At 70.7% G+C, this 19,991-nt stretch carries 20 protein-coding genes and 2 tRNA genes; 18 read left to right on the forward strand and 4 right to left on the reverse strand.

The features are described from left to right. Window positions 1-78: 78 nt before the first annotated feature. Genes obgE through AWQ68_RS21755 form a run of 3 tightly spaced genes read left to right on the forward strand, consistent with a single transcriptional unit; the run spans window position 79 to window position 3,841 of the window. A complete protein-coding gene (gene obgE / locus AWQ68_RS21745; RefSeq protein ID WP_066943046.1) occupies window positions 79-1,431 on the forward strand; it encodes a GTPase ObgE in 1,353 nt (450 codons plus the stop codon). A gap of 14 nt (window positions 1,432-1,445) precedes the next feature. Continuing rightward, a complete protein-coding gene (gene proB, locus AWQ68_RS21750; protein ID WP_066943048.1) occupies window positions 1,446-2,564 on the forward strand; it encodes a glutamate 5-kinase in 1,119 nt (372 codons plus the stop codon). A 20-nt stretch (window positions 2,565-2,584) separates the two neighbouring features. Continuing rightward, window positions 2,585-3,841, forward strand: a complete 1,257-nt coding sequence (locus tag AWQ68_RS21755; RefSeq protein ID WP_066943050.1) for a glutamate-5-semialdehyde dehydrogenase — start codon at window positions 2,585-2,587, stop codon at window positions 3,839-3,841. A 51-nt stretch (window positions 3,842-3,892) separates the two neighbouring features. Here AWQ68_RS21755 and AWQ68_RS21760 read toward each other — a convergent pair whose 3' ends face one another. Beyond that, window positions 3,893-4,567, reverse strand: coding sequence for a LuxR C-terminal-related transcriptional regulator (locus tag AWQ68_RS21760; RefSeq protein ID WP_066943052.1), 675 nt, complete (start codon window positions 4,565-4,567; stop codon window positions 3,893-3,895). A gap of 190 nt (window positions 4,568-4,757) precedes the next feature. Here AWQ68_RS21760 and AWQ68_RS43620 point away from each other — a divergent pair, with 190 nt between their 5' ends. The 3 genes from AWQ68_RS43620 to AWQ68_RS21770 are packed head-to-tail and all read left to right on the forward strand — an operon-like array spanning window position 4,758 to window position 6,984. After that, on the forward strand, window positions 4,758-4,925 hold the full coding sequence (locus tag AWQ68_RS43620; protein WP_169808965.1) for a hypothetical protein: 168 nt from the start codon (window positions 4,758-4,760) through the stop codon (window positions 4,923-4,925). Next, complete coding sequence (locus tag AWQ68_RS21765) at window positions 4,925-5,365, forward strand: DoxX family protein (RefSeq protein WP_245656029.1); 441 nt, start codon at window positions 4,925-4,927, stop codon at window positions 5,363-5,365. The genes AWQ68_RS43620 and AWQ68_RS21765 overlap by 1 nt, the downstream gene beginning before the upstream one ends. 59 nt (window positions 5,366-5,424) lie before the next feature. After that, on the forward strand, window positions 5,425-6,984 hold the full coding sequence (locus AWQ68_RS21770) for a serine/threonine-protein kinase (protein ID WP_066943055.1): 1,560 nt from the start codon (window positions 5,425-5,427) through the stop codon (window positions 6,982-6,984). A 48-nt stretch (window positions 6,985-7,032) separates the two neighbouring features. Here the strand turns inward: AWQ68_RS21770 and AWQ68_RS21775 are convergent, their stop codons facing one another. Next, window positions 7,033-8,052 carry a M48 family metallopeptidase gene (locus AWQ68_RS21775; RefSeq protein ID WP_084464270.1) on the reverse strand — a complete coding sequence of 340 codons (1,020 nt, stop codon included), beginning with the start codon at window positions 8,050-8,052 and terminating at the stop codon, window positions 7,033-7,035. 89 nt (window positions 8,053-8,141) lie between these two features. Between AWQ68_RS21775 and nadD the strand changes: the two genes are divergently transcribed. From nadD to AWQ68_RS21830, 11 genes are all read left to right on the forward strand, one after another. Next, a complete protein-coding gene (nadD, locus tag AWQ68_RS21780) occupies window positions 8,142-8,753 on the forward strand; it encodes a nicotinate-nucleotide adenylyltransferase (RefSeq protein WP_084464271.1) in 612 nt (203 codons plus the stop codon). A 291-nt stretch (window positions 8,754-9,044) separates the two neighbouring features. Continuing rightward, window positions 9,045-10,121, forward strand: a complete 1,077-nt coding sequence (locus tag AWQ68_RS21785; protein WP_066943059.1) for a trypsin-like serine peptidase — start codon at window positions 9,045-9,047, stop codon at window positions 10,119-10,121. Window positions 10,122-10,406: 285 nt separating this feature from the next. After that, window positions 10,407-10,811 (forward strand): ribosome silencing factor, encoded by a 405-nt coding sequence (gene rsfS, locus AWQ68_RS21790; RefSeq protein WP_066943061.1) that lies wholly within the window; start codon window positions 10,407-10,409, stop codon window positions 10,809-10,811. A gap of 34 nt (window positions 10,812-10,845) precedes the next feature. Continuing rightward, complete coding sequence (locus AWQ68_RS21795; protein ID WP_066943063.1) at window positions 10,846-11,481, forward strand: histidine phosphatase family protein; 636 nt, start codon at window positions 10,846-10,848, stop codon at window positions 11,479-11,481. Window positions 11,482-11,576: 95 nt separating this feature from the next. Further along, window positions 11,577-11,649 (forward strand) — tRNA-Ala (locus AWQ68_RS21800). Between the two features lie 111 nt (window positions 11,650-11,760). Further along, the gene (locus tag AWQ68_RS21805) at window positions 11,761-12,117 is read left to right on the forward strand and encodes a hypothetical protein (RefSeq protein ID WP_066943065.1); all 357 of its coding nucleotides are present in this window, start codon (window positions 11,761-11,763) and stop codon (window positions 12,115-12,117) included. An 8-nt stretch (window positions 12,118-12,125) separates the two neighbouring features. Then, window positions 12,126-12,512, forward strand: coding sequence for a hypothetical protein (locus AWQ68_RS21810; RefSeq protein ID WP_245656030.1), 387 nt, complete (start codon window positions 12,126-12,128; stop codon window positions 12,510-12,512). 81 nt (window positions 12,513-12,593) lie between these two features. Beyond that, entirely contained in the window at window positions 12,594-13,205 is a 612-nt protein-coding gene (locus AWQ68_RS21815; protein WP_066943067.1) for an SRPBCC family protein, read from the forward strand. Between the two features lie 130 nt (window positions 13,206-13,335). Next, a complete protein-coding gene (locus AWQ68_RS21820) occupies window positions 13,336-14,628 on the forward strand; it encodes a CynX/NimT family MFS transporter (protein WP_084464273.1) in 1,293 nt (430 codons plus the stop codon). Window positions 14,629-14,937: 309 nt separating this feature from the next. Next, complete coding sequence (gene fabV / locus AWQ68_RS21825; RefSeq protein WP_066943069.1) at window positions 14,938-16,143, forward strand: enoyl-[acyl-carrier-protein] reductase FabV; 1,206 nt, start codon at window positions 14,938-14,940, stop codon at window positions 16,141-16,143. Window positions 16,144-16,914: 771 nt separating this feature from the next. Continuing rightward, entirely contained in the window at window positions 16,915-17,844 is a 930-nt protein-coding gene (locus tag AWQ68_RS21830) for a DMT family transporter (RefSeq protein WP_066943071.1), read from the forward strand. Window positions 17,845-17,941: 97 nt separating this feature from the next. Here the strand turns inward: AWQ68_RS21830 and AWQ68_RS21835 are convergent, their stop codons facing one another. Together AWQ68_RS21835 and AWQ68_RS21840 are read right to left on the reverse strand one after the other, a co-directional pair. After that, window positions 17,942-18,769, reverse strand: coding sequence for an SMP-30/gluconolactonase/LRE family protein (locus AWQ68_RS21835; protein WP_066943304.1), 828 nt, complete (start codon window positions 18,767-18,769; stop codon window positions 17,942-17,944). 89 nt (window positions 18,770-18,858) lie between these two features. After that, window positions 18,859-19,773, reverse strand: coding sequence for an RNA polymerase sigma-70 factor (locus AWQ68_RS21840; RefSeq protein WP_066943073.1), 915 nt, complete (start codon window positions 19,771-19,773; stop codon window positions 18,859-18,861). 95 nt (window positions 19,774-19,868) lie between these two features. Between AWQ68_RS21840 and AWQ68_RS21845 the strand changes: the two genes are divergently transcribed. Then, window positions 19,869-19,941, forward strand: a tRNA-Ala gene (locus tag AWQ68_RS21845). Window positions 19,942-19,991 lie beyond the last annotated feature (50 nt).

Raw genomic sequence — 19,991 nt, forward strand, 5'->3', positions numbered from 1 at the left:
CGAGTTCTCGGTCCGCCTCATCTCATTTCTGAGGGGCGTCGCCCGTGTACGCGTCGGCCCCTCCCATAAGGGGAAGCAATGGCTGATTTCGTCGACAACGTCATCCTCTATATCAAGGCGGGTGATGGCGGTCACGGCTGCGCTTCCATCCACCGAGAGAAGTTCAAACCGCTCGGCGGCCCGGACGGCGGCAACGGCGGCCGCGGCGGGGACGTGATCCTGGAGGTGGATCCCAACACGGCGACCCTGCTGGAGTACCACCACCGGCCGCACCGCCGGGCGGGCAACGGCAAGCAGGGCATGGGGTCCAACCGCGACGGCGCCACCGGCGAGTCGCTCGTGCTGCGGGTCCCGAACGGCACCGTGGTGAAGGACGCCGCGACCGGCGAGGTGCTGGTCGATCTCGTCGGCGCCGGCACCCGCTACGTCGCCGCGCAGGGCGGTTTCGGCGGGCTGGGCAACGCCGCGCTGGCCAACGCCCGGCGCAAGGCCCCCGGGTTCGCGCTGCTCGGCGAGCCCGGCGACGAGGCCGAAATCATGCTGGAGCTCAAGACCGTTGCCGACGTGGCGCTGGTCGGCTTCCCGAACGCCGGCAAGTCCTCGCTCGTCGCGGCGCTTTCCGCGGCCCGGCCCAAGATCGCCGACTATCCGTTCACCACGCTGATCCCCAACCTGGGCGTGGTGACGGCGGGGGAGACCATCTTCACCGTCGCCGACGTGCCCGGCCTGATCCCCGGCGCCTCCGAGGGCAAGGGGCTCGGCCACGAGTTCCTGCGTCACGTCGAGCGCTGCTCGACCATCGTGCACGTTCTCGACTGCGCGACCCTCGACCCCGGCCGCGACCCGCTCAGCGACTTCGACGTGATCGAGGCCGAGCTGGAGGCGTACGGGTCGCTGCAGGACCGGCCGCGGATGGTCGTGCTCAACAAGGTGGACGTCCCCGACGGGCGCGACCTGGCCGACATCGTCCGGCCCATGCTGGAGGAGCGCGGTCTGCGCGTCTTCGAGATCTCCGCCGCCTCCCACGAGGGCCTGACCCCCCTGTCGTACGCGATGGGGGAGATGGTGGCGCGGGCCCGGGCGGAGGCCCCGGTCGAGGAGCCCACGCGCCTGGTCATCCGGCCGCGCCGGCTCGGCGAGGCCGGGTTCAGCGTGCGGCGCGTGGACGAGAACACCTTCCAGGTCACCGGCGAGAAGCCCGAGCGCTGGATTCGTCAGACCGACTTCACCAACGACGAGGCCGTCGGCTACCTCGCCGACCGCCTGGAGCGGCTCGGCGTCGAGGAGGCGCTCATCGCGGCGGGCGCCCAGGTCGGGGCCGAGGTGATCATCGGCCCGATGGAGGGCGGATACGTCTTCGACTGGCAGCCGTCGCAGAGCGCGCAGAGCAGGGTGTCCGGCCCCCGCGGTACGGACAGCAGGCTCGCCTGAGAGGGGGATCGCCGATGAGCAGGGACCAGGTCGGCGCCGCGGCGCGGCTGGTGGTCAAGGTCGGGTCGTCGTCGCTGACGACCCCGCAGGGCATGATCGACGTGGACCGGGTGGACGCGCTGGTCGACGTGCTGGCCGCGCGCCGCCTGTCCGGCACCCAGATCGTGCTGGTCTCCTCCGGCGCGATCGCGGCCGGGCTTGGCCCGCTCGGGCTCAAGAGCCGTCCCAAGGACCTGGCCACCCAGCAGGCGGCGGCCTCGGTGGGCCAGGGCGTGCTCGTGGCGCGCTACACCTCGTCGTTCGCGCGGTACGGCCTGCGCGTCGGGCAGGTGCTGCTGACCGCGGACGACATGATGCGCCGGTCGCACTATCGCAACGCCCGGCGGACGCTGGCCCGGCTGCTCGAACTCGGCATCGTGCCCGTGGTCAACGAGAACGACACCGTCGCGACCGACGAGATCCGGTTCGGCGACAACGACCGGCTCGCTGCGCTGGTCGCCCACGTCACGTACGCCGACGCCATGATCCTGCTCTCGGACGTGGACGCCCTTTACGACGGCGACCCGCGCAGGGACGGCGCCCAGCGGATCACCGAGGTACGCGGCCCCGAGGACCTGGAGGGCGTCGAGCTGGGCACGTCCGGCCGGGTCGGCACCGGCGGCATGGTGACCAAGGTGCAGGCCGCCCGCATCGCCACCGGGGCCGGGGTGCCGGTGGTCCTCACCGCGGCCGCGCACGCCGCGCACGCGCTCGCCGGCGACGACGTCGGCACGTACTTCCACCCGGTGGGCCGCCACCCCGGCACGCGGCTGCTGTGGCTGGCCCACGCCGCCACCGGCCAGGGGCGGCTCCACCTCGACGGAGGCGCGGTCGAGGCGGTCGTCGGGCGGCGCAAGTCCCTGCTGCCCGCCGGGGTCGTCAAGGTCGAGGGCGACTTCTCCGCGGGCGACCCCGTTGACCTGTGCGGCCCGGCCGGCACGGTCGTCGCGCGCGGGCTGGTCAACTACGACGCGAGCGAGATCCCCGAGCTGCTCGGCCGCTCCACCCGCGAGCTGGCCAAGGCGCTCGGTCCGGAATACGAACGCGAGCTGATCCACCGGGACCACATCGTCATACTGGGGCACCACCACTAGCGAGTTCTGGAGTGCGGAGCATGTCTGAGGTAGAAGACTTCCTGAAGGTCGCCCGGGCGGCGAAGGACGCCGCCGCCGTGCTGGCGCCGCTGCCGCGCGCGCCGAAGGATCTCGCGCTCCGCGTGGTCGCCGACGCCCTGGTGGCGCGCTCGGCCGAGATCGTCGAGGCGAACGCCGCCGACGTGGACCGGGCCCGCGCGGCCGGCGTGCCCGAGGCGATGATCGACCGGCTCCGCCTCGACGTCGGACGCGTCGAGAAGATTGCGGCGGCGGTGCGGGAGGTGGCGGAGCTGCCCGACCCCGTGGGCGAGGTCGTCCGGGGCAGCACGCTGCCGAACGGGCTGGAGCTGCGGCAGCTGCGGGTGCCGCTCGGCGTCATCGGGATCATCTACGAGGGCCGCCCGAACGTGACCGTGGACGCCGCCGCGTTGTGCCTGAAGAGCGGCAACGCCGTGCTGCTTCGCGGCTCGTCCAGCGCGTACTCCTCGAACACCGTGCTGGTGAAGATCATGCAGGAGGCGCTGGAGGGCACGCAGGTGCCGGCGGCGGCCGTGCAGCTCGTGCCGGGCCAGACGCGGGAGTCGGTCAAGCACCTGATGCGGGCGCGCGGCCTGGTGGACGTGCTGATCCCGCGCGGCGGCGCGTCGCTGATCAACAGCGTCGTCGAGGAGTCCACCGTTCCCGTCATCGAGACCGGCGTCGGCAACTGCCACGTGTACGTGGACGCCGACGCCGACATCGAGACCGCGCTCACGATCCTCGTCAACGCCAAGGCGCAGCGGCCCTCGGTGTGCAACGCGGCCGAGACCCTCCTCGTCCACGCCGAGATCGCCGACGCGTTCCTGCCGAGGGCGCTCACCGCGCTCAAGGACGCGGGCGTGACCGTGCACGGTGACGAGCGGGTCCGCGCGTACGGCGCGGACGTGGTCGCGGCGACGGAGGAGGACTTCTTCGTCGAGTACCTCTCGCTGGACATCGCCGCCGCCGTGGTCGACTCCCTCGACGGCGCGGTCCGGCACATCAGGACGTACGGCTCGGGCCACACCGACGCGATCGTCACCCGGTCGCAGGGGGCGGCGCGCCGGTTCGTCGCGAGCGTGGACTCGGCCGCGGTCGCGGTCAACGCCTCCACCCGCTTCACCGACGGCGGCGAGTTCGGCTTCGGCGCCGAGATCGGCATCTCGACCCAGAAGCTGCACGCCCGCGGCCCGATGGGCCTGCCCGAGCTGACCTCCACCAAGTGGATCTACACCGGGGACGGTCACATTCGCGGCTGACGCCGCCAGGCGCGGATCGGGCGCCCGGCGGACGACGATCAGAGCCAGGGGTCAGACGCGGGCCAGTACGCGGCGCGAGCCGAGGCCCGCGTCCCTGGCCCGCAACGCGGCGTCGGTACGGCTCGGCGCCTCCAGTTTGGTGAGCACGTTGCTCACGTGGTTGCGCACCGTCTTGGGCGCCAGGCGCAGCTCCCGGGCGATCTCGGCGTTGGACCGGCCGTCCGCGAGGTGCTCGAGGATCTCGTGCTCCCGCTGGGTCAGCCCGGGAAACGGTGTCTGCGCCGCCGGGGTGTCGAGGCGGGCCAGCAGGCGTGCCCCCACGCCCCGGCCGAACACCATCTGTCCCAGCGCGACGGAGCGGACCGCCGCCGCGATCTCCCCGGGGCTGGCGCATTTGAGCAGATACCCGTACGTTCCGGCGCGGAGCGCGGCGACCAGGTCCCCCTCGGTCTCGCCCGTGCCCAGAGTGAGGATCCGTACGGCGGGGCACCTGCGGGACAGGTAGTCCACCGCGTCCGCCATGGCGACGTCGATCAGGACGACGTTCGGGCGGAGCCGTACGGCGAGCCGGATCGCGTCGAGCGCCTCCGACGCGGCGCCCACGACGGTGACGTCGCCGGTTTCGTGCAATGCGGACCGAACCCCTTCGGCATACAAGGGATGCTCGTCGGCCACCAGGACGGTGACGTGCCGGGTGCCCCGCCCGGTCGTGCGGTCGGTGTCCATTTGGGGTGAACCCCCGCTTTCTCGGTTGCCTTCTTGCGGTGAGAGCCGCACGCCCCCAGCGGCGGCCTCCCTCAAGGATCGGTCAGCCCGCTTGGGAACGACTTGTGGTTGCCTGGTCAGGCGATCAACTTTGCGCAAAGCAACGCGCGTGTCACTAGGGGTGACGACGCCGTGCGGCTTTGCTGTGCCCATGGAAATCGTGGTTGCCCTTGGCATGGCGGTCGGCGTGGTCATCGCCGCGGACCGGCTCATGCTGTGGCTGGAAAGCCGGGGGCACGTCAACTGGCGGCGCACCGGGCCCAAAAGGCTGAGCGCCGAACCCGAGACAGAGCTGGAACTCCTGCTGAAGGACTCATGATGAGGCGGGTGCTCTATGCCGTCGCCGCGCTGATCGGCAGGGCGGTGCTCGGGGCCGTCTTCATGACGCACGGCTGGGAGAAGTACGGCCACGGCGTCGACGCCGTCGCCGCGCAGTTCGCCTCGGCGGACGTCCCGCTGCCGTACGTCTCGGCGGTCTTCGCCATCATGGCGGAGCTGGGCGGGGGCTGCCTGCTCCTCCTCGGCCTGCTCACGCCCGTCGCGGGGATCGCGGTCGGCATGGTGGCGGCGGGGGCCTTCCTCTACGTCCACGCCTCGCACGGCCTGGGCGAGGACGGCGGCCTGGAACTCGTGCTCGCGCTAGGGGCGCTCGCGCTGCTCGTCGCGGTCGCGGGTCCGGGGCCACTGAGCCTCGACCACCTGCTCGTCGGGCGGATGAGGGCGCGTCGCCGCGCGGGGATGGTCCAGGCGTCGGTCTGATATCCCCCCGGCGCGCCTTCCCGGATTTGTCCGTCACGGCCGCTATGGTTGTCCCTCCTATGGGTGGACGTCTGGGGCGGGTCGGCCCGTACGCGCTGCTGGAGCGGCTGGGCCAGGGCGGCATGGGCGAGGTCTACCTCGCGGCCAACCGCCGGGGCGAGCAGGTCGCGGTCAAGATGCTCCGCGACCCGCTCGGAGACGATCCGGACGCACGATTACGCCTTGAGCGCGAGGTGCGGGCCCTGCGCAGGGTGGAGAGCCCGTACGTCGCTCAGGTCCTGGACGCCGATCTGTCGTGCGACCGGCCCTACCTGGTGATGGAGCACATCGAGGGCGAGACGCTGCTCGACGCGGTGCGTCGCCGGGGGCCGCTGCCCGAGGCCGAGTCGATCTCGCTGGCCCACGACCTCGCGACGGCGTTGGCGATCACGCACGCCGCCGGTGTCGTCCATCGCGACCTGAAGCCGGCGAACGTCCTGATGGGCGCGGAGGGGCCGGTGCTGATCGACTTCGGCATCGCCCAGGTCCTCGACGCGACCCGGCTGACCGTGACCGGGACGTTCCTCGGCACACCCGGGTACGCCGCGCCCGAGCTGTTCGCCGACGAGACGGTGGGGGAGCCGGCCGACGTGCACGCGTGGGCGGCGACGGTGGCGTTCGCCGCCACCGGCCGGCCCACCTTCGGCAAGGGGACCGTCGAATCCCAGATGTACGCGATTCTGCACGGCCAGGCGGACCTCGCCGGGGTGCCACCCGCGCTGTTGCCGTTGGTCAGGGCGGCCCTGCACCGCGACCCGGCCAAGCGTCCCACGGCCGCGGTCCTGGCCGACCGGCTGGCCAGGCTCGCCCGTGCCGCAGCCGACTCCGCGCCCGCGGAGGGTGGTCGCGGCGCCGCACTCGTGCGGAGGACCGTGCGGCCGGGACGGAGCGCCCGCGCTCATCACACCGCCCGTCCGGGCCGTGCCGAGCGGACTCCTCGTCCCGGCCGTGCCGACCACGCTCCCCGTGTCGGCCGGGCGGGCCGTACAGCGCGGCCCGCGACCTCGGCGTCGGCCGCCGAGGCGGTGGCGGACGCCGAGGTGGACGCGCGGCCGCGCATCGGCCTCCCACGCGGAAGCGCGACCCTCCTGGTGCTGGCGCTGCTCGCGGTCCCGTGTGTGGTGGTGTCGCTCGTCTACCCGCTCGCCACGTTCGTGATCACGGGGACGCTCATGGTGCTCGCCAGGGCGCTGTGGAGCGGCCACTGGCTGGTACGCCGGCGTGAGTCGGCCAAGATGCGCGCTGTCCTGCGCGTGGTGACCTTTCCCCTGACGCTGGCGGGTTCCCTCGTCTCCGCGGTGGCCTGGCCGGGACTGCCCGCCGCGGCCGCGGCCTTCGCCACGCTCTGGCTCACGGCCGGAGCACGCCTGGAACCGGAGTGGTGGACCCAGGCGGTGCCCGTGACGGTCGCGGGGGTCGCCTTCGGCGTCGTCACCGGCGTGATCATCGGCCGTGAGGTCGAACGCGTCGGCGCTCGGGTGCCCGGACTGCGGAGAGAGGGCCTGCGGGCGCTCGCCGTGCTCGGCGGTTTCGTGGCGGTGTGCGCGACGGCCGTGCGAGCGGTGGCGTTCTTCGTCTAGCTTTCTCTGGCGTCGTCCGGCGTGCTCCGGCTCCTTTCGCCGTTGTGACTAGCTCTCCCTGCGGGCGAACTTGTTGAAGATGCGCTCGCCGGCGTTGACCGCGCCCTCGGCCACGTCCCGCAGGACGCCGATGAAGGGGTCCTGCGACTGGGCCCAGGACTCGCGGTAGGAGTTCGCGGCCGCCTTGACCTCTTCAGTGATCTTGGCGTTGGCGTCGTCGGCGCGGCGCGGGTAGTCCCCCGCCAGGATGGAGTCGTACTCGCCGCCCCGGCGCCAGCGGTCGAGCTCGGCGACCCGGGTGACCGCGAACGGGTGAGTCGTGCCGATCAGGTTGAGAATCTTGAGCAGGCCGTCGCGGACGTCGCCGCCGGTGTCGTACTCGCGGGCCTGGTCGAGGAACGCCTCGATGTTCATCTCGTGCAGGCGCGAGCCGCCGGCGAGCTTCATCAGGGCGCGCAGCGCGGCGTCCGGGTCCTGCCCGGCGAGCAGCCCGCCGCGGTCGGCCGACATCTCCGCCTTGCGCTGCCACTCCTCCAGAGCGGCCACGATCACCCGCAGTCCGATGTAGCCGAGCGGGATCCACGCGACCCGGGTGGCGAGGCGGGTGAGGATGGCCAGCATCGTGCCGTAGACCGCGTGGCCGGACAGGATGTGGGAGGTCTCGTGCCCGATGACGAAGCGGAGCTCCTCCTCGTCCATCAGGTCGAGCAGGCCGGTGGAGACCACGATGAACGGCTCGTCGAAGCCGATGGCCATGGCGTACACCTGGGGGTCCTGCTGTACGTAGATCTCAGGGATCCGGTGCAGGTCCAGGATGTACGCGCTGTCGCGGCCCATGTCGTGGAGGCCGCGGAACTGCGTATCAGTGGTGCGCACCGCGGACGCCAGGAACATCAGGCGCAGGCGGCGCTCGCTGAACAGACCGGACATGCGCTTGAGCACCGAGTCGAACCCGCTGAGCGAGCGCATCGCGACGAGCGCGGACCGGTCTGCGGGGTGTTCGTACGCGCGGGAGCTGATGCCGGGCAGCTGCACGCGACTGCGATCGGGAGTGGTCATGTCCCGCATGCTATGTCGGTGGGCCTGACCGCGCGCGGGACTGTGTTTTAGAGGGGTACCTCCGGTTCTCGCGTGACCTGCAGGCTAGGGTCCGTTTCATGAGAAATGGGGCGGCGACCAGACGGCTGGGCATCATGGGAGGGACGTTCGACCCGATCCATCATGGTCACCTGGTGGCCGCGAGCGAGGTCGCGCACCACTTCAGCCTGGACGAAGTGGTGTTCGTGCCGACCGGGCAGCCGTGGCAGAAGGCCCACAAGACGGTGACGGCCGCGGAAGACCGCTATCTGATGACGGTCATCGCGACGGCGTCGAATCCGCGTTTCTCCGTCAGCCGCGTGGACATCGACCGCCCGGGGCCGACGTACACGATCGACACGCTGCGCGACATCTCCGCCACCTACGGGCCCGACGTCGAGCTGTACTTCATCACCGGCGCCGACGCGCTGGCGCAGATTCTGAGCTGGCGCGACGTGGATGAGCTGTTCCAGATCGCCCACTTCGTCGGCTGTGACCGGCCGGGGCACGCGCTTCTGGACCCCGGACTGCCCGAGGGACGGGTCAGCCTGATCGAGATCCCGGCGCTGTCGATCTCCTCGACGGAGTGCCGCGAGCGTGTGGCCGCCGGCGAGCCGATCTGGTACCTCGTCCCGGACGGCATCGTGCAGTACATCAACAAGCGCGGCCTCTACCGCGATCTTTCGGACTGATCTGGGCCGCCGTCACCTGTCGATGTCCGCAGGGCACATCGAGGGCACATCGGCGAAGATCGCATCGGCGGCCCGCCCTGGCTCGCTCGTCGGCATCCGGCCACAGAAGTGCGCAGATGTTCAAGGTCGTGACGGCGGAGCGGTGGCCCATGAGGGCGCGAACACGAGGTGGGCCTGACGGCGAAGCGGTAGTTCTCCGCGTACTCATGCGTGTCCAGCATCCTGTAAGTGCGCGGAAAGAGAGGCTGCCTATCTTCACGCCAGTTTCCGTTTTTGACCAAGGGAGCCCTCATGCACCCCCGGACTCGGCACCTGGTTCTCCCCCTGTGCGTCCTGGCCGCCGCCGGTCTTGTCGGCGGCATCCCCGCCGCCGCCCCGGCGCAGGCCGCCGATGTCGTCACCTACGTACCGCTCGCCGGTGCAGGTGCCTACGCACGTGGCATCGTCGACTACTGGGTGAACAACAACGCGGCCAACCTCATCAAGGCAACGCCGTACACGCCCACGGTCAACGTCAGGTCCCGCGGCAGTGAGCCGACCCCCGACGGTCCTCCCGGGCTCGTAGGGGAAAACATCAAGCCGACATCGCCGCAGAGAAATATGAATCTTCCCAAAAGCGTGGGAAAGGTGTTCTTCACGGACATCGACGGCAACCCGCGCTGGTGCAGTGCCACGGTGATGCTGTCGCAGTACAAGAACGTCGTCGCCACGGCGGGGCACTGCGTGTACGAGCCCACGGCCCAGACGTACCACTTCAACTGGGTGTTCATCCCCGGTTACTACAAGGGCAGCGCCCCGTGGGGCATCTACGTCGGCAAGCAGGCGTACGTCCACAGCGACTTCAACGCCCGCCGGGACAGCGGCCGCGACTACTCGTTCGTCACCGTCCACAACGGTGTCGACAGCAACCTCAGCGACGTCGGCCGCCTCGGCGACAAGGTCGGCGGCCAGGGCCTGGCCTACAACCAGAAGATCGGCGACAACCTCCACGTGTTCGGCTATCCGAGCGGACCGCTTCCCAGCGGAGATAAACTCACCGGCAAGACCTTAAAGTGGACCTACGGTCCGAGTTACGGCGTGGTCGCCTTGGACTGGGAAAAAGACCGCCTGGGAATCCCGAGCGTTCGCAAGGCCAAGAAGTTGGTCGGTGTCCGTTCCCCCCTCCCCGCCGATGGCTCCTCGGGGTCGGCGTGGCTGCTCGACTACAACTCCGGGATCCGCACCGGCTACCTCAACGGCCTGACCGTCGGCGTCTCCGACACCGACGGCGACCACTGGACCGACACCGCCGCTTCGCCCTACTTCGACAGCGCGACGTATCGGGTCTACCAGGCCGCTGCCGGTCTCCGGTCCGGCGGCATCAGCTGAGTCGACCCGAGGGCGGCCAGCGCGGGAGCCGTCCCCGGCAACCGGCGAGCAGCGCGGCGAGCCATCAACGGGGGCCCACCCTTCCCTTGTACAGGGCCCGTTGATGCCGGAACCGCAGGCCGGAGGCGGAATCGGCGGGGCGGTGGCGTACGTTGAAACGGCACGAGGCCGCGTTCGGGATAGGGTCGGGCGCGGAAACGGGATTGAATCGCCCGCCTTTCGGCGGGCACCCTTGGAAGAGTCGATCGAGTCCCGTGTCCCGGCAATGGAGGACAGAACCACATCGTGACCGCATCTGAGAGATCGCTTCAGCTCGTACGGGTGGCCGCCGAGGCTGCGGCGGACAAGCTGGCCGACGACATCATCGCCTATGACGTGAGCGAGCAGCTCGTCATCACCGACGCGTTCCTGCTCTGCTCCGCCTCCAACGACCGTCAGGTCCGCGCCATCGTGGACGAGATCGAGGAGAAGCTCCGCGTCGAGGCCGACGCCAAGCCGGTTCGCCGTGAGGGCGAACGAGAGGGGCGCTGGGTGCTCCTCGACTACATCGACATCGTCGTCCACGTCCAGCATGAGGAGGAGCGCACCTTCTACGCCCTTGAGCGGCTCTGGAAGGACTGCCCCTCGATCGAGCTTCCGGAGAGCGTCACCCGGGTGGCCGCGCAGCGGGCCGGCGGGGCCGCCCGGTGAGCGAACTGCTCATGCCGGCGGCGGGGAGACCCGCGTGAGCCGGCGGGTGGTGTGCCTGCGCCACGGACAGACGAGATGGAACGTCGAGCAGCGATTCCAGGGGCACAGCGACATCCCCCTGGACGCCGTCGGGGCCGCCCAGGCGGCACGGGCGGCGTCCCTGCTCGCCGCGCTGGGGCCGACCGCGATCGTCTCCTCCGACCTGCAGCGCGCGTACGACACGGGGGCCGCGCTCGCCCGGCTCACCGGCCTCGGCGTGTCGGTGGACAAGGACCTGCGCGAGCGCGGCGGCGGCGCGTGGGAGGGGTTGACCCGCGAGGAGATCTCCGCGGGCTGGCCGGCCGAGTACGCGGCCTGGGACGCGCCGGGTGGCGAGGCCGTGGCCGACGTCGCCGAGCGCGTGTCGGAGGCCATCCGCCGGTGGGTCTCCCAGCTGCCCGACGACGGCCTGCTGGTCGTGGCCTCGCACGGCGCGGCGTTGCGCCTCGGCATCGCCCGCCTGCTCGGTCTCCCCGAGGAACTGTGGTCCGCCCTGGGCGGCCTGGCCAACTGCTGCTGGTCCGTCCTGGAGGAAGGACGGCGAGGGTGGCGGCTGCTCGAACACAACGCCGGGACGCTCCCCGAGCCCGTGATCAGCGATGACAGGCCTGAGGCGGGCAACGGCGGCTGACCCCGCCGCCGGCCCCAGATGACGATTAGGTAAACGGCGAATGGTCGCTATATGCTCCTCGGGCGCCGCGTCGAGAGAACTCGAAGCGGTGACCAGGGGCTATAGCGCAGCTGGTAGCGCACCTCCATGGCATGGAGGGGGTCTGGGGTTCGAGTCCCCATAGCTCCACCTCGATCACTTCACCGGCCGCCCGGATCGGCCATCCCACGCGGAGGCGAAATCGGAGGCGGCCGTCGTCGGCGGTAGCCTACTGGCCATGCTCCCGACCCCCGATCCGCGATGAGCGGCGCGTACTCCGGCTGGCTGATCGGCGGCGCCCTGCTGCTCGCTTTGATCAGTCTGATCACGGCGATCCGCAACCGTCCCATGGGCCTCATCCTGCTCGCCGGGCTCGCCCTGATCGAGGTGGCCCTGCTCGTCCAGGCGGGCATCGCCGTGGCGCGGCTGTCCGAGGTGAAGCAGGAGACGGCGACCTTCGTCGGCTATCTCGCCGGGACGGTCGTCATTCCCCCGGCCGCCGTGTGGTGGGGCAAGGCGGAGCGCACCCGGTGGGGGCCCGGGGTCATCGCGGTCGCCGGCTTCACCGTCGCCGTCATGACGGGCCGCCTCCTCCAGCTCTGGAACGGCACGGCGTGAGCGCTCCGGTGAGATCGGGACCGGGTCGGGTCCTCGTCGCCGTCTACGGCGTCTTCGCCCTCGCCGCCTCCTCCCGCGCCGGCGTCCAGATCGCGACCCGGTTCCACGAGGCGCCGCTGGCGTACCTGCTCTCGGCGCTGGCCGCCGTGGTCTACATCGTGCTCACGGTGGCGCTGGCCCGCGGCGATCGGCGGCTCGCGCTCGCGGCCTGCCTCGTCGAGCTGACCGGGGTGCTGGTCGTCGGCACGCTGAGCCTCCTCGACGCGGAGGCGTTCCCGCACGCCACGGTCTGGTCGGGCTACGGCGCCGGCTACCTGTTCGTGCCGCTCGTCCTGCCGGTTCTTGGGCTGTTCTGGCTGCGCCGCAGCGCCTCCCAGGTGGCATCCGCCTCGTGATCTGTACCGGCGAATCCGACTAGACCGGGTTTGCGAGGGCAGAGCAATCCTCCGAAGCCACGAGGACAGGAGGAGAGAGGCATGAGCTTGATCGAACACTCGGTCAACGTGAACGTGCCGGTGCGCACCGCCTACAACCAGTGGACCCAGTTCGAGAGCTTCCCCGAGTTCATGGAGGGCGTGGACTCCATCAAGCAGGTCACCGAAAGCCGGACGTACTGGGCGGTCGAGATCGGCGGGGTGCGACGCGAGTTCGACGCGGAGATCACCGAACAGCACCCGGACGAGCGGGTGGCCTGGCATTCGCTGGACCGGCCGCACCACTCGGGGGTGGTGACGTTCCACCGCCTCGACGACGACCACTGCCGGGTCACACTCCAACTGGAGTACGACCCCGAGGGGGTGGCCGAGATGGCGGCCGACCTGCTGCAGATCGTCCGGAGGCGGGTCAAGGGCGACCTGGAGCGCTTCAAGACCTTCATCGAGGGGCGCGGCACCGAGAGCGGCGGCTGGCGCGGTGACATTCCCGGTCCCCACCAGCAGGGCGGCTTCGGGACCGGTTACGACATCGGCGAGCCGATGCCGCCCCAGCCGGTGAACCCGGAGTATCCGCCGAAGTCGCCGCTTCCCGCGCCCGGTCCGGGGCCGGTTCCGCCGGAAGGCGGCCCGGGGACGACACTGCCGCGCGCCTGACCCCAGCGGGGGGTTTTCGGGCTGATGCTGCTGTTACCGGAGTGTTTGCGGTTCATGTCGTGATTGATACCTCTGGTACGATTGTCGAGTCATCGGATGATTCGACAATGAGAAGAGGATTTGCACCGGCATGACCGCCGTCGTCGCACACAGGGGCCGCCGAACCGGATCGGTCGCCTGGCTCGTCGGGCTCGGTATCGTTCTCGCGGCGCTCAATCTCCGGACCGCCGTGACCAGCGTGGGTCCCGTGCTGGATCAGGTCAGCACGGCCCTCGGCATGTCGGGTGTGGCGAGCGGGTTGCTCACCACCCTGCCGGTGCTCTGTTTCGCCCTCTTCGGAGCGATGACTCCCGCCCTGTCCCACCGGGTGGGCGAGCACCGGCTGCTGCTGGCCGCGCTCGTCCTGCTCGGTGCCGGGCTGTGGATCCGCTCCGTGGTCGGCAGTTCCGGTGTCTTCCTGGCCGCCAGCGTGGTGGCGCTGTCCGGCGGCGCGATCGGCAACGTGCTGATCCCGACGCTGATCAAGCGCCACTTCCCCTCGCGGTCCGGTCTGATGACCACTGTCTACTCGACGGCCATGGCCGCCGGGACGATGCTCGCCGCCGCCGCCACCGTGCCCATCCAGCGGGCGGCGGGCGGCAACTGGCACGTGGCACTCGGTGTGTGGGCGGCTCTGGCCGCTGTGTCCGCCATTCCGTGGCTTGCGCTTCTGCGCAGTGAGCCGGAGCGGCACCGAGTCCGCGGGACGGGGCCGGGCGAGCTGGTACGCAGCAGGCTGGCCTGGGCGATCGCCACGTACTTCGGCACCCAGTCCCTGATCGCGTACGTCATGTTCGGCTGGCTTCCCCAGCTGCTGCAGGACAACGGCTACACCTCGGGGCAGGCGGGGACGCTCCTCGCGGTGTTCACCGGTCTGGGCATCCCGATCTCGATGCTCGTGCCGGCGATTGCGGCGCGGATGGCCGACCAGCGGCTGCTGGTCGCCGCGTTCTGCGGCGCGTACGCGATCGGGTTCGCCGGGCTGCTGACCGGGCGCGCGCTGTGGGTCTGGGCGGTGATCGTCGGTGTGGGCATGGGCTCCTTCCCGCTCGCGCTGGCGATGCTCGCGCTGCGCACCCGGACGGCCGAGGCGACGGCGGCGCTGTCCGCCTTCGGGCAGAGCGCCGGCTATCTGATCGCCGGTGCCGGCCCGCTCGCCGTGGGCGTGCTGTACGAGATCAGCGGCGGCTGGACGGTCCCGTTCGTGCTGCTGTTCGTCGTGGTCGCCGCCCAGATGGTCGCCGGCTGGTACGCGGGAGCGTCGAGGTACATCGAGGACGAGCGGCGGCCGGTCGCGCCCGTCGAGGCCGTGCTGGACGAGGAGGAGCGGGGATTCCGTACGGCTTGCGTCTCCGCGGGGGCGTCGCAAGCCGTGCGAAAGTAGCGGATCTCCCTCAGAAAGCACTTACGGTCACTCCTCAGCACCTGAGGAGTGACCGTTTCTGACTCCATTGTGCCCACCGGTGTGAGCCGCTGCACGGGTCACCGGGGGAGATCTGCACCTGAATCCGCCGAACGGCCTCGGCGTGGACGGCCCGGTCCTGCTGGAACCGGTCGAGATCCTGGAGAATCAACTCCAGGTGACGATCGCGGACGCGAGGACACTGGGGCAGGTACGGACCCCCGCCGGCCTCACGTTCGTGATCCATCGCCTCGCCGGTACCGGCCAGTCTCCGACACAGATGGGCACACGATGACCGCACGACTCATTCAGCCATCCGGGCGTGGCTTCCTGCTGTTCGACTCCCACCCCGCGGGGTGCGCGCGGATCGTCGCCGACATGGCGGCCCAGGTTCAGCGGAAGACGCGACCGGGTGAGGGGGACCGGCCGGTCGCCCTGGTCATCGGCTCCAGCGCCGGTTACGGACTGGCCGCCGCAGTCGCCGGGATCGCCCGGTACGGCGTGCAGGGGGTGGGCCTGTGCTTCGAGCGTCCTCCGACCGCTCGCCGGACGGCGACGGCGGGGTGGTATCGAACGATCGCCACGGCCACGCTCGCCCGGGAGGCCGGGAGCGATTTCGCGTTCATCAACGGGGACGCCTTCGCCGACGCCACCAAGGATGATGTACTCGACCTGGTGGCCAAGCGGTTCGGGGGCATCGATTACCTGATCTACAGCGTGGCCGCTCCCCGTCGCACCGACCCTGTCACGGGCGCGCTCCATCAGTCGGTGATCCAGCCCATCGGGGCCGAGCACCTCACCAAGACGCTCGAATTCGACAGTGACGGGGCGCCCCACCTCAAGGAGATCCGCGTCCAGCCCGCCACGGACGAGGAGACGGCCGACACGGTCAAGGTCATGGGCGGTGAGGACTGGGCGCGCTGGGTCGATGCTCTGGAGGCGCGCGATCTGATCCGGCCGGGCTTCTCCACGGTGGCGCTGTCCTACATCGGCTCGCATCTCACCTCGGCCATCTACCGGGCAGGGACGATCGGGGCGGCCAAACTGCATCTTGAGGGGACGGCATCCGTCTTCGGGGACCGGTTGAGCGCCTACGGTGGCCGTGCCCTGACCTCTGTCAACGGCGCGGCGGTCACGCAGGCGTCAACGGCCATCCCCGGCATCGCCCTGTACGTGAGTCTGCTGCGTGATGTCCTCGGTGAGGGCATGGCGTCGCCGCTGGCTCAGTCCGTCGACCTGTGGGACCAGCTCATCGGGACCTCGCCGCTCGACATCGACGAACGGGGCCGCATCCGTCTCGACCGTTGGGAGCTTGACGAGGAGGTGCAGGCGGCGGTGACCGAGCGATGGAAGGCGGCGACCCCTGACACCATCGGGGATCTCGCCGACACCGGCTGGTTCCGGAGCGAGGTCCGGCGGCTGTACGGCTTCGAGGTTCCGGGCGTCGACTACTCCCTGCCCTGCGACCCCGATCTTCCCTGGCCTGGCGTCGACTGATCCGACTTCTGGGCCCACGTAGACTGCGACGTCCACGCCTGGAAAACACGCACGGTGCGTGGTTCGTGCCGCTTCCCTCAAATGACGCCGGCCCCACCCTGGAAAGGGATTGGGGCCGGTTTCGGCACGGCCGGCGGCTCCCTGTTCCGGGCTGGCGATTATTCGTATTCGGCGTGATTGAGGCGGCTGTGCCAGAACAGCGGCAGATCGCCCGGAACAAGCACTCGGGTCGTCTCTTTCAGCAACCCGGCGAAGCCGCCGTTATCAATGGAGGCTCAGAGCGCGGTGACAGTGCCGAAGGCGCTTGCGCGAAGGGGAGCACTGTCCCGTCGCCGGATTTGTTTTCCGCTGCCGTCTCGGCGTTCAGCGGATCGCCGTCAGGGCGCTTGGCCATGGGGGTCGTTCTGAAGGGGGTGGAGTGGCCGCCCGAGGCGACCTGACCTCGCCTCGGGCGACCACCAGGCAAGAGTACGGCCTGATGCCCCCGTTCGGAAATTCCCTTCGGCGGTCCGTTGTCCAGAATATTAATTCGTTGGTGAAATGAGGAGTTCCAGGCGGATCGGCACGTGGAAAGGCCCTGTCCGGAAACCCGCTGTCGTGCCGCGGGGACGCCGCGATAGCGTGCTTCCCATGCATTCCGTGCGATTGATCATCTCTCCGCCGCCCGCCCGATAGCGGGCGGACCCTCTCGTCAGCCGGACCCACGCGGTCCGGCCGGTGGTGGCTGCCCGCGTTCCGGGCCCTTTCCGCCACTCACCACGAGAGACATCAATGACGCATGTTCCAGCCCTGCCCGTACGTCGGGGCCTGATCTTCGTGTCCGCCGCCGGGATCGCCTGGGGGACCGGGGGAGCGGTCGGCGACTTCCTACGGAGAGCGGGCCACCTCGGCCCGGTGGCCGTGACCTTCTGGCGGTTCGTCATCGGGGCCGCCATCCTGCTCGCCGTGGGGTTCCTCGGTCGTACGGCGGGCCCCCGGAGGCTCGTCGCGCCGCGATCGTGGGGGATGCCCCTGGCGCTCGGCGTGGCCATGGCCGTCTCGCAGGTCGCGTACTTCGCGGCGATCGCCGAAACCGGCGTCGCCCTGGCCACGATGATCGCGATGGGCGCGAACCCCCTGTTCGTCGCGGCCGGTGCCCGGTTCCTGTTCGGCGAGCGGCCGGGACGGGCCGTGAAGGCGGGCGTCGCCGCGGCGGTCGCCGGCCTGGCCATGCTCGCCGGAGGGCCGGGCGAGTTCTCCGCCGCCGGTGTCGGCTACGCCGTCCTGTCGGGGGCGACGTACGCCGGGGTGACGCTGTTGAGCGGCGTCGAGCGCGGCCGGTCGGCCCCCGGGCAGACGATGGCCTGGTCCTTCGCGGCCGGGGCCGTCTGCCTGCTGCCGCTCGCGGCGACCGGGAGTGTCCTGCCCTCGGGCGGCGATCCCGCCGCGGCCACGCTGTCGCTGGCCTATCTGGGCGTCGTCCCGACCGCGCTCGCGTACGGGCTGTTCTTCGCCGGGTTGGGCGTGGTCAGCGGCACGACGGCTGCGGTCGTCGTCCTGCTGGAGCCGCTGGTCGCCGCGCTCATCGGCGTCCTGCTGCTGGATGAGCACCTCACCGCGCTCCAAGTCGCCGGTGGCGCGCTGCTGATGGCCGCCGTCTACGCGCTCGGGCGGGCCGAACTCGCCACCGGCCCGGCGGGGGAGGACCGCGACCGCACCTGATCCCGCCAAGGTGGCGGTGGAGTCACCGGACCGTGCCGCGGGCGTGGACGTCGGGGCCGCTCTGTGCGGCGGCCCCGACGCGAGCCCAGGCGCGGTGTTATCCGGCGAACCGGCGTTCCGGCAGGCCCGTACCCGCGCCGAGTAGCACGAACAGCGACCCGGCGAGCGGCTGCCCCTCCTTGGCCTCCGACGTGATGTAGAGGTCGGTCAGCCCGGGGCCGCCGAAGGCGCACGAGGTGGGCTGGTCCACCGGCACGTCCACCACGCGGTCCAGCCGCCCGTCGGGCGCGTACCTGTGCACCTGGCCGGCGCCCCAGACGGCGACCCACACGCAGCCGTCGGCGTCCACGGTGAGCCCGTCCGGGGAGCCCCCGTCGATGGTGGTGAACACGCGCCGCCCGGACAGCTCGCCACCGGGCGAGAAGTCGAAGACGTCCACCCGCCGGGTGGGTGTGTCGGCGTAGTACATGAGCGTGCCGTCGGGGCTCCATCCGATGCCGTTGCTGATGGTCACGCTGTCCAGGGCCGTGGTCACCGCGCCGTCGGGGTCCACGCGGTAGAGCCGCCCGCCGCCGGGCGCCTGGTCGTACCGCATGGTGCCCGCCCACAGCCGCCCCTGCGGATCGACCGCGGCGTCGTTCCCGCGTACGCCCTCGCGGGCCAGGCGGGCGAGCCAACGGAACGTGCCGTCCGGTTCGAGCAGCCCCACCCCGTCGACCAGGTTGAGCACCAGCCCGCCGTTGGCGCGCGGTCGCGCCGCGCCCACGTGCTGCGGCGCGTGCCGTACGGTGTCGGAGCCGGTCGACGGCGAAAAGTAGTGGATCTCCGCTGCCGGGATGTCAACCCAGAGCAGCTCGCCCGTCTCCGGGAGCCATGTGGGTCCTTCGGCGACCTGGGCGTGCGTTCTCAACGCGATCTCAACCACGGATCCGGAGCCTAGCCGAGTGACCCCTTCCTGCCGGCGCAGCCGCCGCCGCCAGGCCGGCTCACCACCGATGATGGCGATGTTTTCGCTCATGCACTCCGGGACGTGCCGCTGGCCGTGATCCGGGACATCTTCTCCGGATTGGCGATGAGATAGACGGTCTCGATCTTGCCGTCCGCGACGACAAGGGAGATCACGGTGACGGTGCGGCCCCCGGCGGTCGCCACGATCGCCGGGCCGCCGTTGACGTCGGCGATCTCCACGCCGATCGAGGTGAGGTCGCCCGCCCCGATCGAGGCCAGGAACCGGCCGACCCCGTTCTCGGACGCGATGGCCATGAGGAACCGTGCGACGTGGTCCCGCCCGGTCATCACCCTCAGCGGCGCCTTCGCCTTGCCACCCCCGTCGCCGACCAGCGTGACGTCCGCGGTCAGGAGCTCCATGAGGCCGCGCAGGTCGCCTTCGGCGCAGGCGCAGGCGAAGCGCTCGGTCACCCGCCTGCGCTCCCGCCGGTCCACGTCGAACCGCGGCCTGCGCTCCTGCACGTGGTCGCGGGCCCGCCTGGCGAGCTGCCGGACGGCGGGTTCGCCTCGGCCCAGGATCCCGGCGATCTCCGCGTACGAGTAGCCGAACGCCTCACGCAACACGAACACCGCGCGCTCCAGCGGTGACAGCGTCTCCAGCACGACCAGCAGCGCGAACTCCACGCCGTCGGCCAGGCCGGCGATTTCCGCCACGTCCGGCGCGGTGCTGACCGGTTCGGGAAGCCACGGGCCGACGTATTCCTCGCGCCGTGCCCTGACCCGCCGCAACCGGTCGATCGCCAGGTTCGTGGTCATGCGCACGAGGTACGCCCTGGGGCTCTCGATCTCTTCAGCGTCCACTTCGGACCAGCGCAGCCACGCATCCTGCACCACGTCCTCGGCGTCGGCCGCGCTGCCCAGGATGCGGTACGCCACCTCGGTGAGCAGGCCACGGTGACGGACGAACAGTTCGGTGCTCATAAGACCTCAGACGTAGCACAGGCCCGCCGGCGTGACATCGGGGCTTTCGGTTACCGTCCAACGCGCCGATTCCTATACACTGACAGGCGTCGCAAGGGGCTATAGCGCAGCTGGTAGCGCACCTCCATGGCATGGAGGGGGTCTGGGGTTCGAGTCCCCATAGCTCCACCGATCCGATCAGGGCCGGCAGCGTTCCGAAAGGGACGGGTGTCGGCCTT

It is taken from the genome of Microtetraspora fusca, assembly GCF_001570365.1.
In the GTDB taxonomy this organism is placed as follows: domain Bacteria; phylum Actinomycetota; class Actinomycetes; order Streptosporangiales; family Streptosporangiaceae; genus Microtetraspora; species Microtetraspora fusca.

What these genes read in the sequence shown, in the direction of transcription:
- AWQ68_RS21840 (WP_066943073.1), bottom strand. Translation starts at nt 19,773, where the DNA reads ATGAGCACCGAACTGTTCGTCCGTCACCGTGGCCTGCTCACCGAGGTG.
- AWQ68_RS21760 (WP_066943052.1), bottom strand. Translation starts at nt 4,567, where the DNA reads ATGGACACCGACCGCACGACCGGGCGGGGCACCCGGCACGTCACCGTC.
- AWQ68_RS21765 (WP_245656029.1), top strand. Translation starts at nt 4,925, where the DNA reads ATGAGGCGGGTGCTCTATGCCGTCGCCGCGCTGATCGGCAGGGCGGTG.
- AWQ68_RS21770 (WP_066943055.1), top strand. Translation starts at nt 5,425, where the DNA reads ATGGGTGGACGTCTGGGGCGGGTCGGCCCGTACGCGCTGCTGGAGCGG.
- AWQ68_RS21785 (WP_066943059.1), top strand. Translation starts at nt 9,045, where the DNA reads ATGCACCCCCGGACTCGGCACCTGGTTCTCCCCCTGTGCGTCCTGGCC.
- obgE (WP_066943046.1), top strand. Translation starts at nt 79, where the DNA reads ATGGCTGATTTCGTCGACAACGTCATCCTCTATATCAAGGCGGGTGAT.
- AWQ68_RS43620 (WP_169808965.1), top strand. Translation starts at nt 4,758, where the DNA reads ATGGAAATCGTGGTTGCCCTTGGCATGGCGGTCGGCGTGGTCATCGCC.
- AWQ68_RS21820 (WP_084464273.1), top strand. Translation starts at nt 13,336, where the DNA reads ATGACCGCCGTCGTCGCACACAGGGGCCGCCGAACCGGATCGGTCGCC.
- AWQ68_RS21755 (WP_066943050.1), top strand. Translation starts at nt 2,585, where the DNA reads ATGTCTGAGGTAGAAGACTTCCTGAAGGTCGCCCGGGCGGCGAAGGAC.
- AWQ68_RS21815 (WP_066943067.1), top strand. Translation starts at nt 12,594, where the DNA reads ATGAGCTTGATCGAACACTCGGTCAACGTGAACGTGCCGGTGCGCACC.
- nadD (WP_084464271.1), top strand. Translation starts at nt 8,142, where the DNA reads ATGAGAAATGGGGCGGCGACCAGACGGCTGGGCATCATGGGAGGGACG.
- fabV (WP_066943069.1), top strand. Translation starts at nt 14,938, where the DNA reads ATGACCGCACGACTCATTCAGCCATCCGGGCGTGGCTTCCTGCTGTTC.
- AWQ68_RS21805 (WP_066943065.1), top strand. Translation starts at nt 11,761, where the DNA reads ATGAGCGGCGCGTACTCCGGCTGGCTGATCGGCGGCGCCCTGCTGCTC.
- proB (WP_066943048.1), top strand. Translation starts at nt 1,446, where the DNA reads ATGAGCAGGGACCAGGTCGGCGCCGCGGCGCGGCTGGTGGTCAAGGTC.
- AWQ68_RS21830 (WP_066943071.1), top strand. Translation starts at nt 16,915, where the DNA reads ATGACGCATGTTCCAGCCCTGCCCGTACGTCGGGGCCTGATCTTCGTG.
- AWQ68_RS21775 (WP_084464270.1), bottom strand. Translation starts at nt 8,052, where the DNA reads ATGCGGGACATGACCACTCCCGATCGCAGTCGCGTGCAGCTGCCCGGC.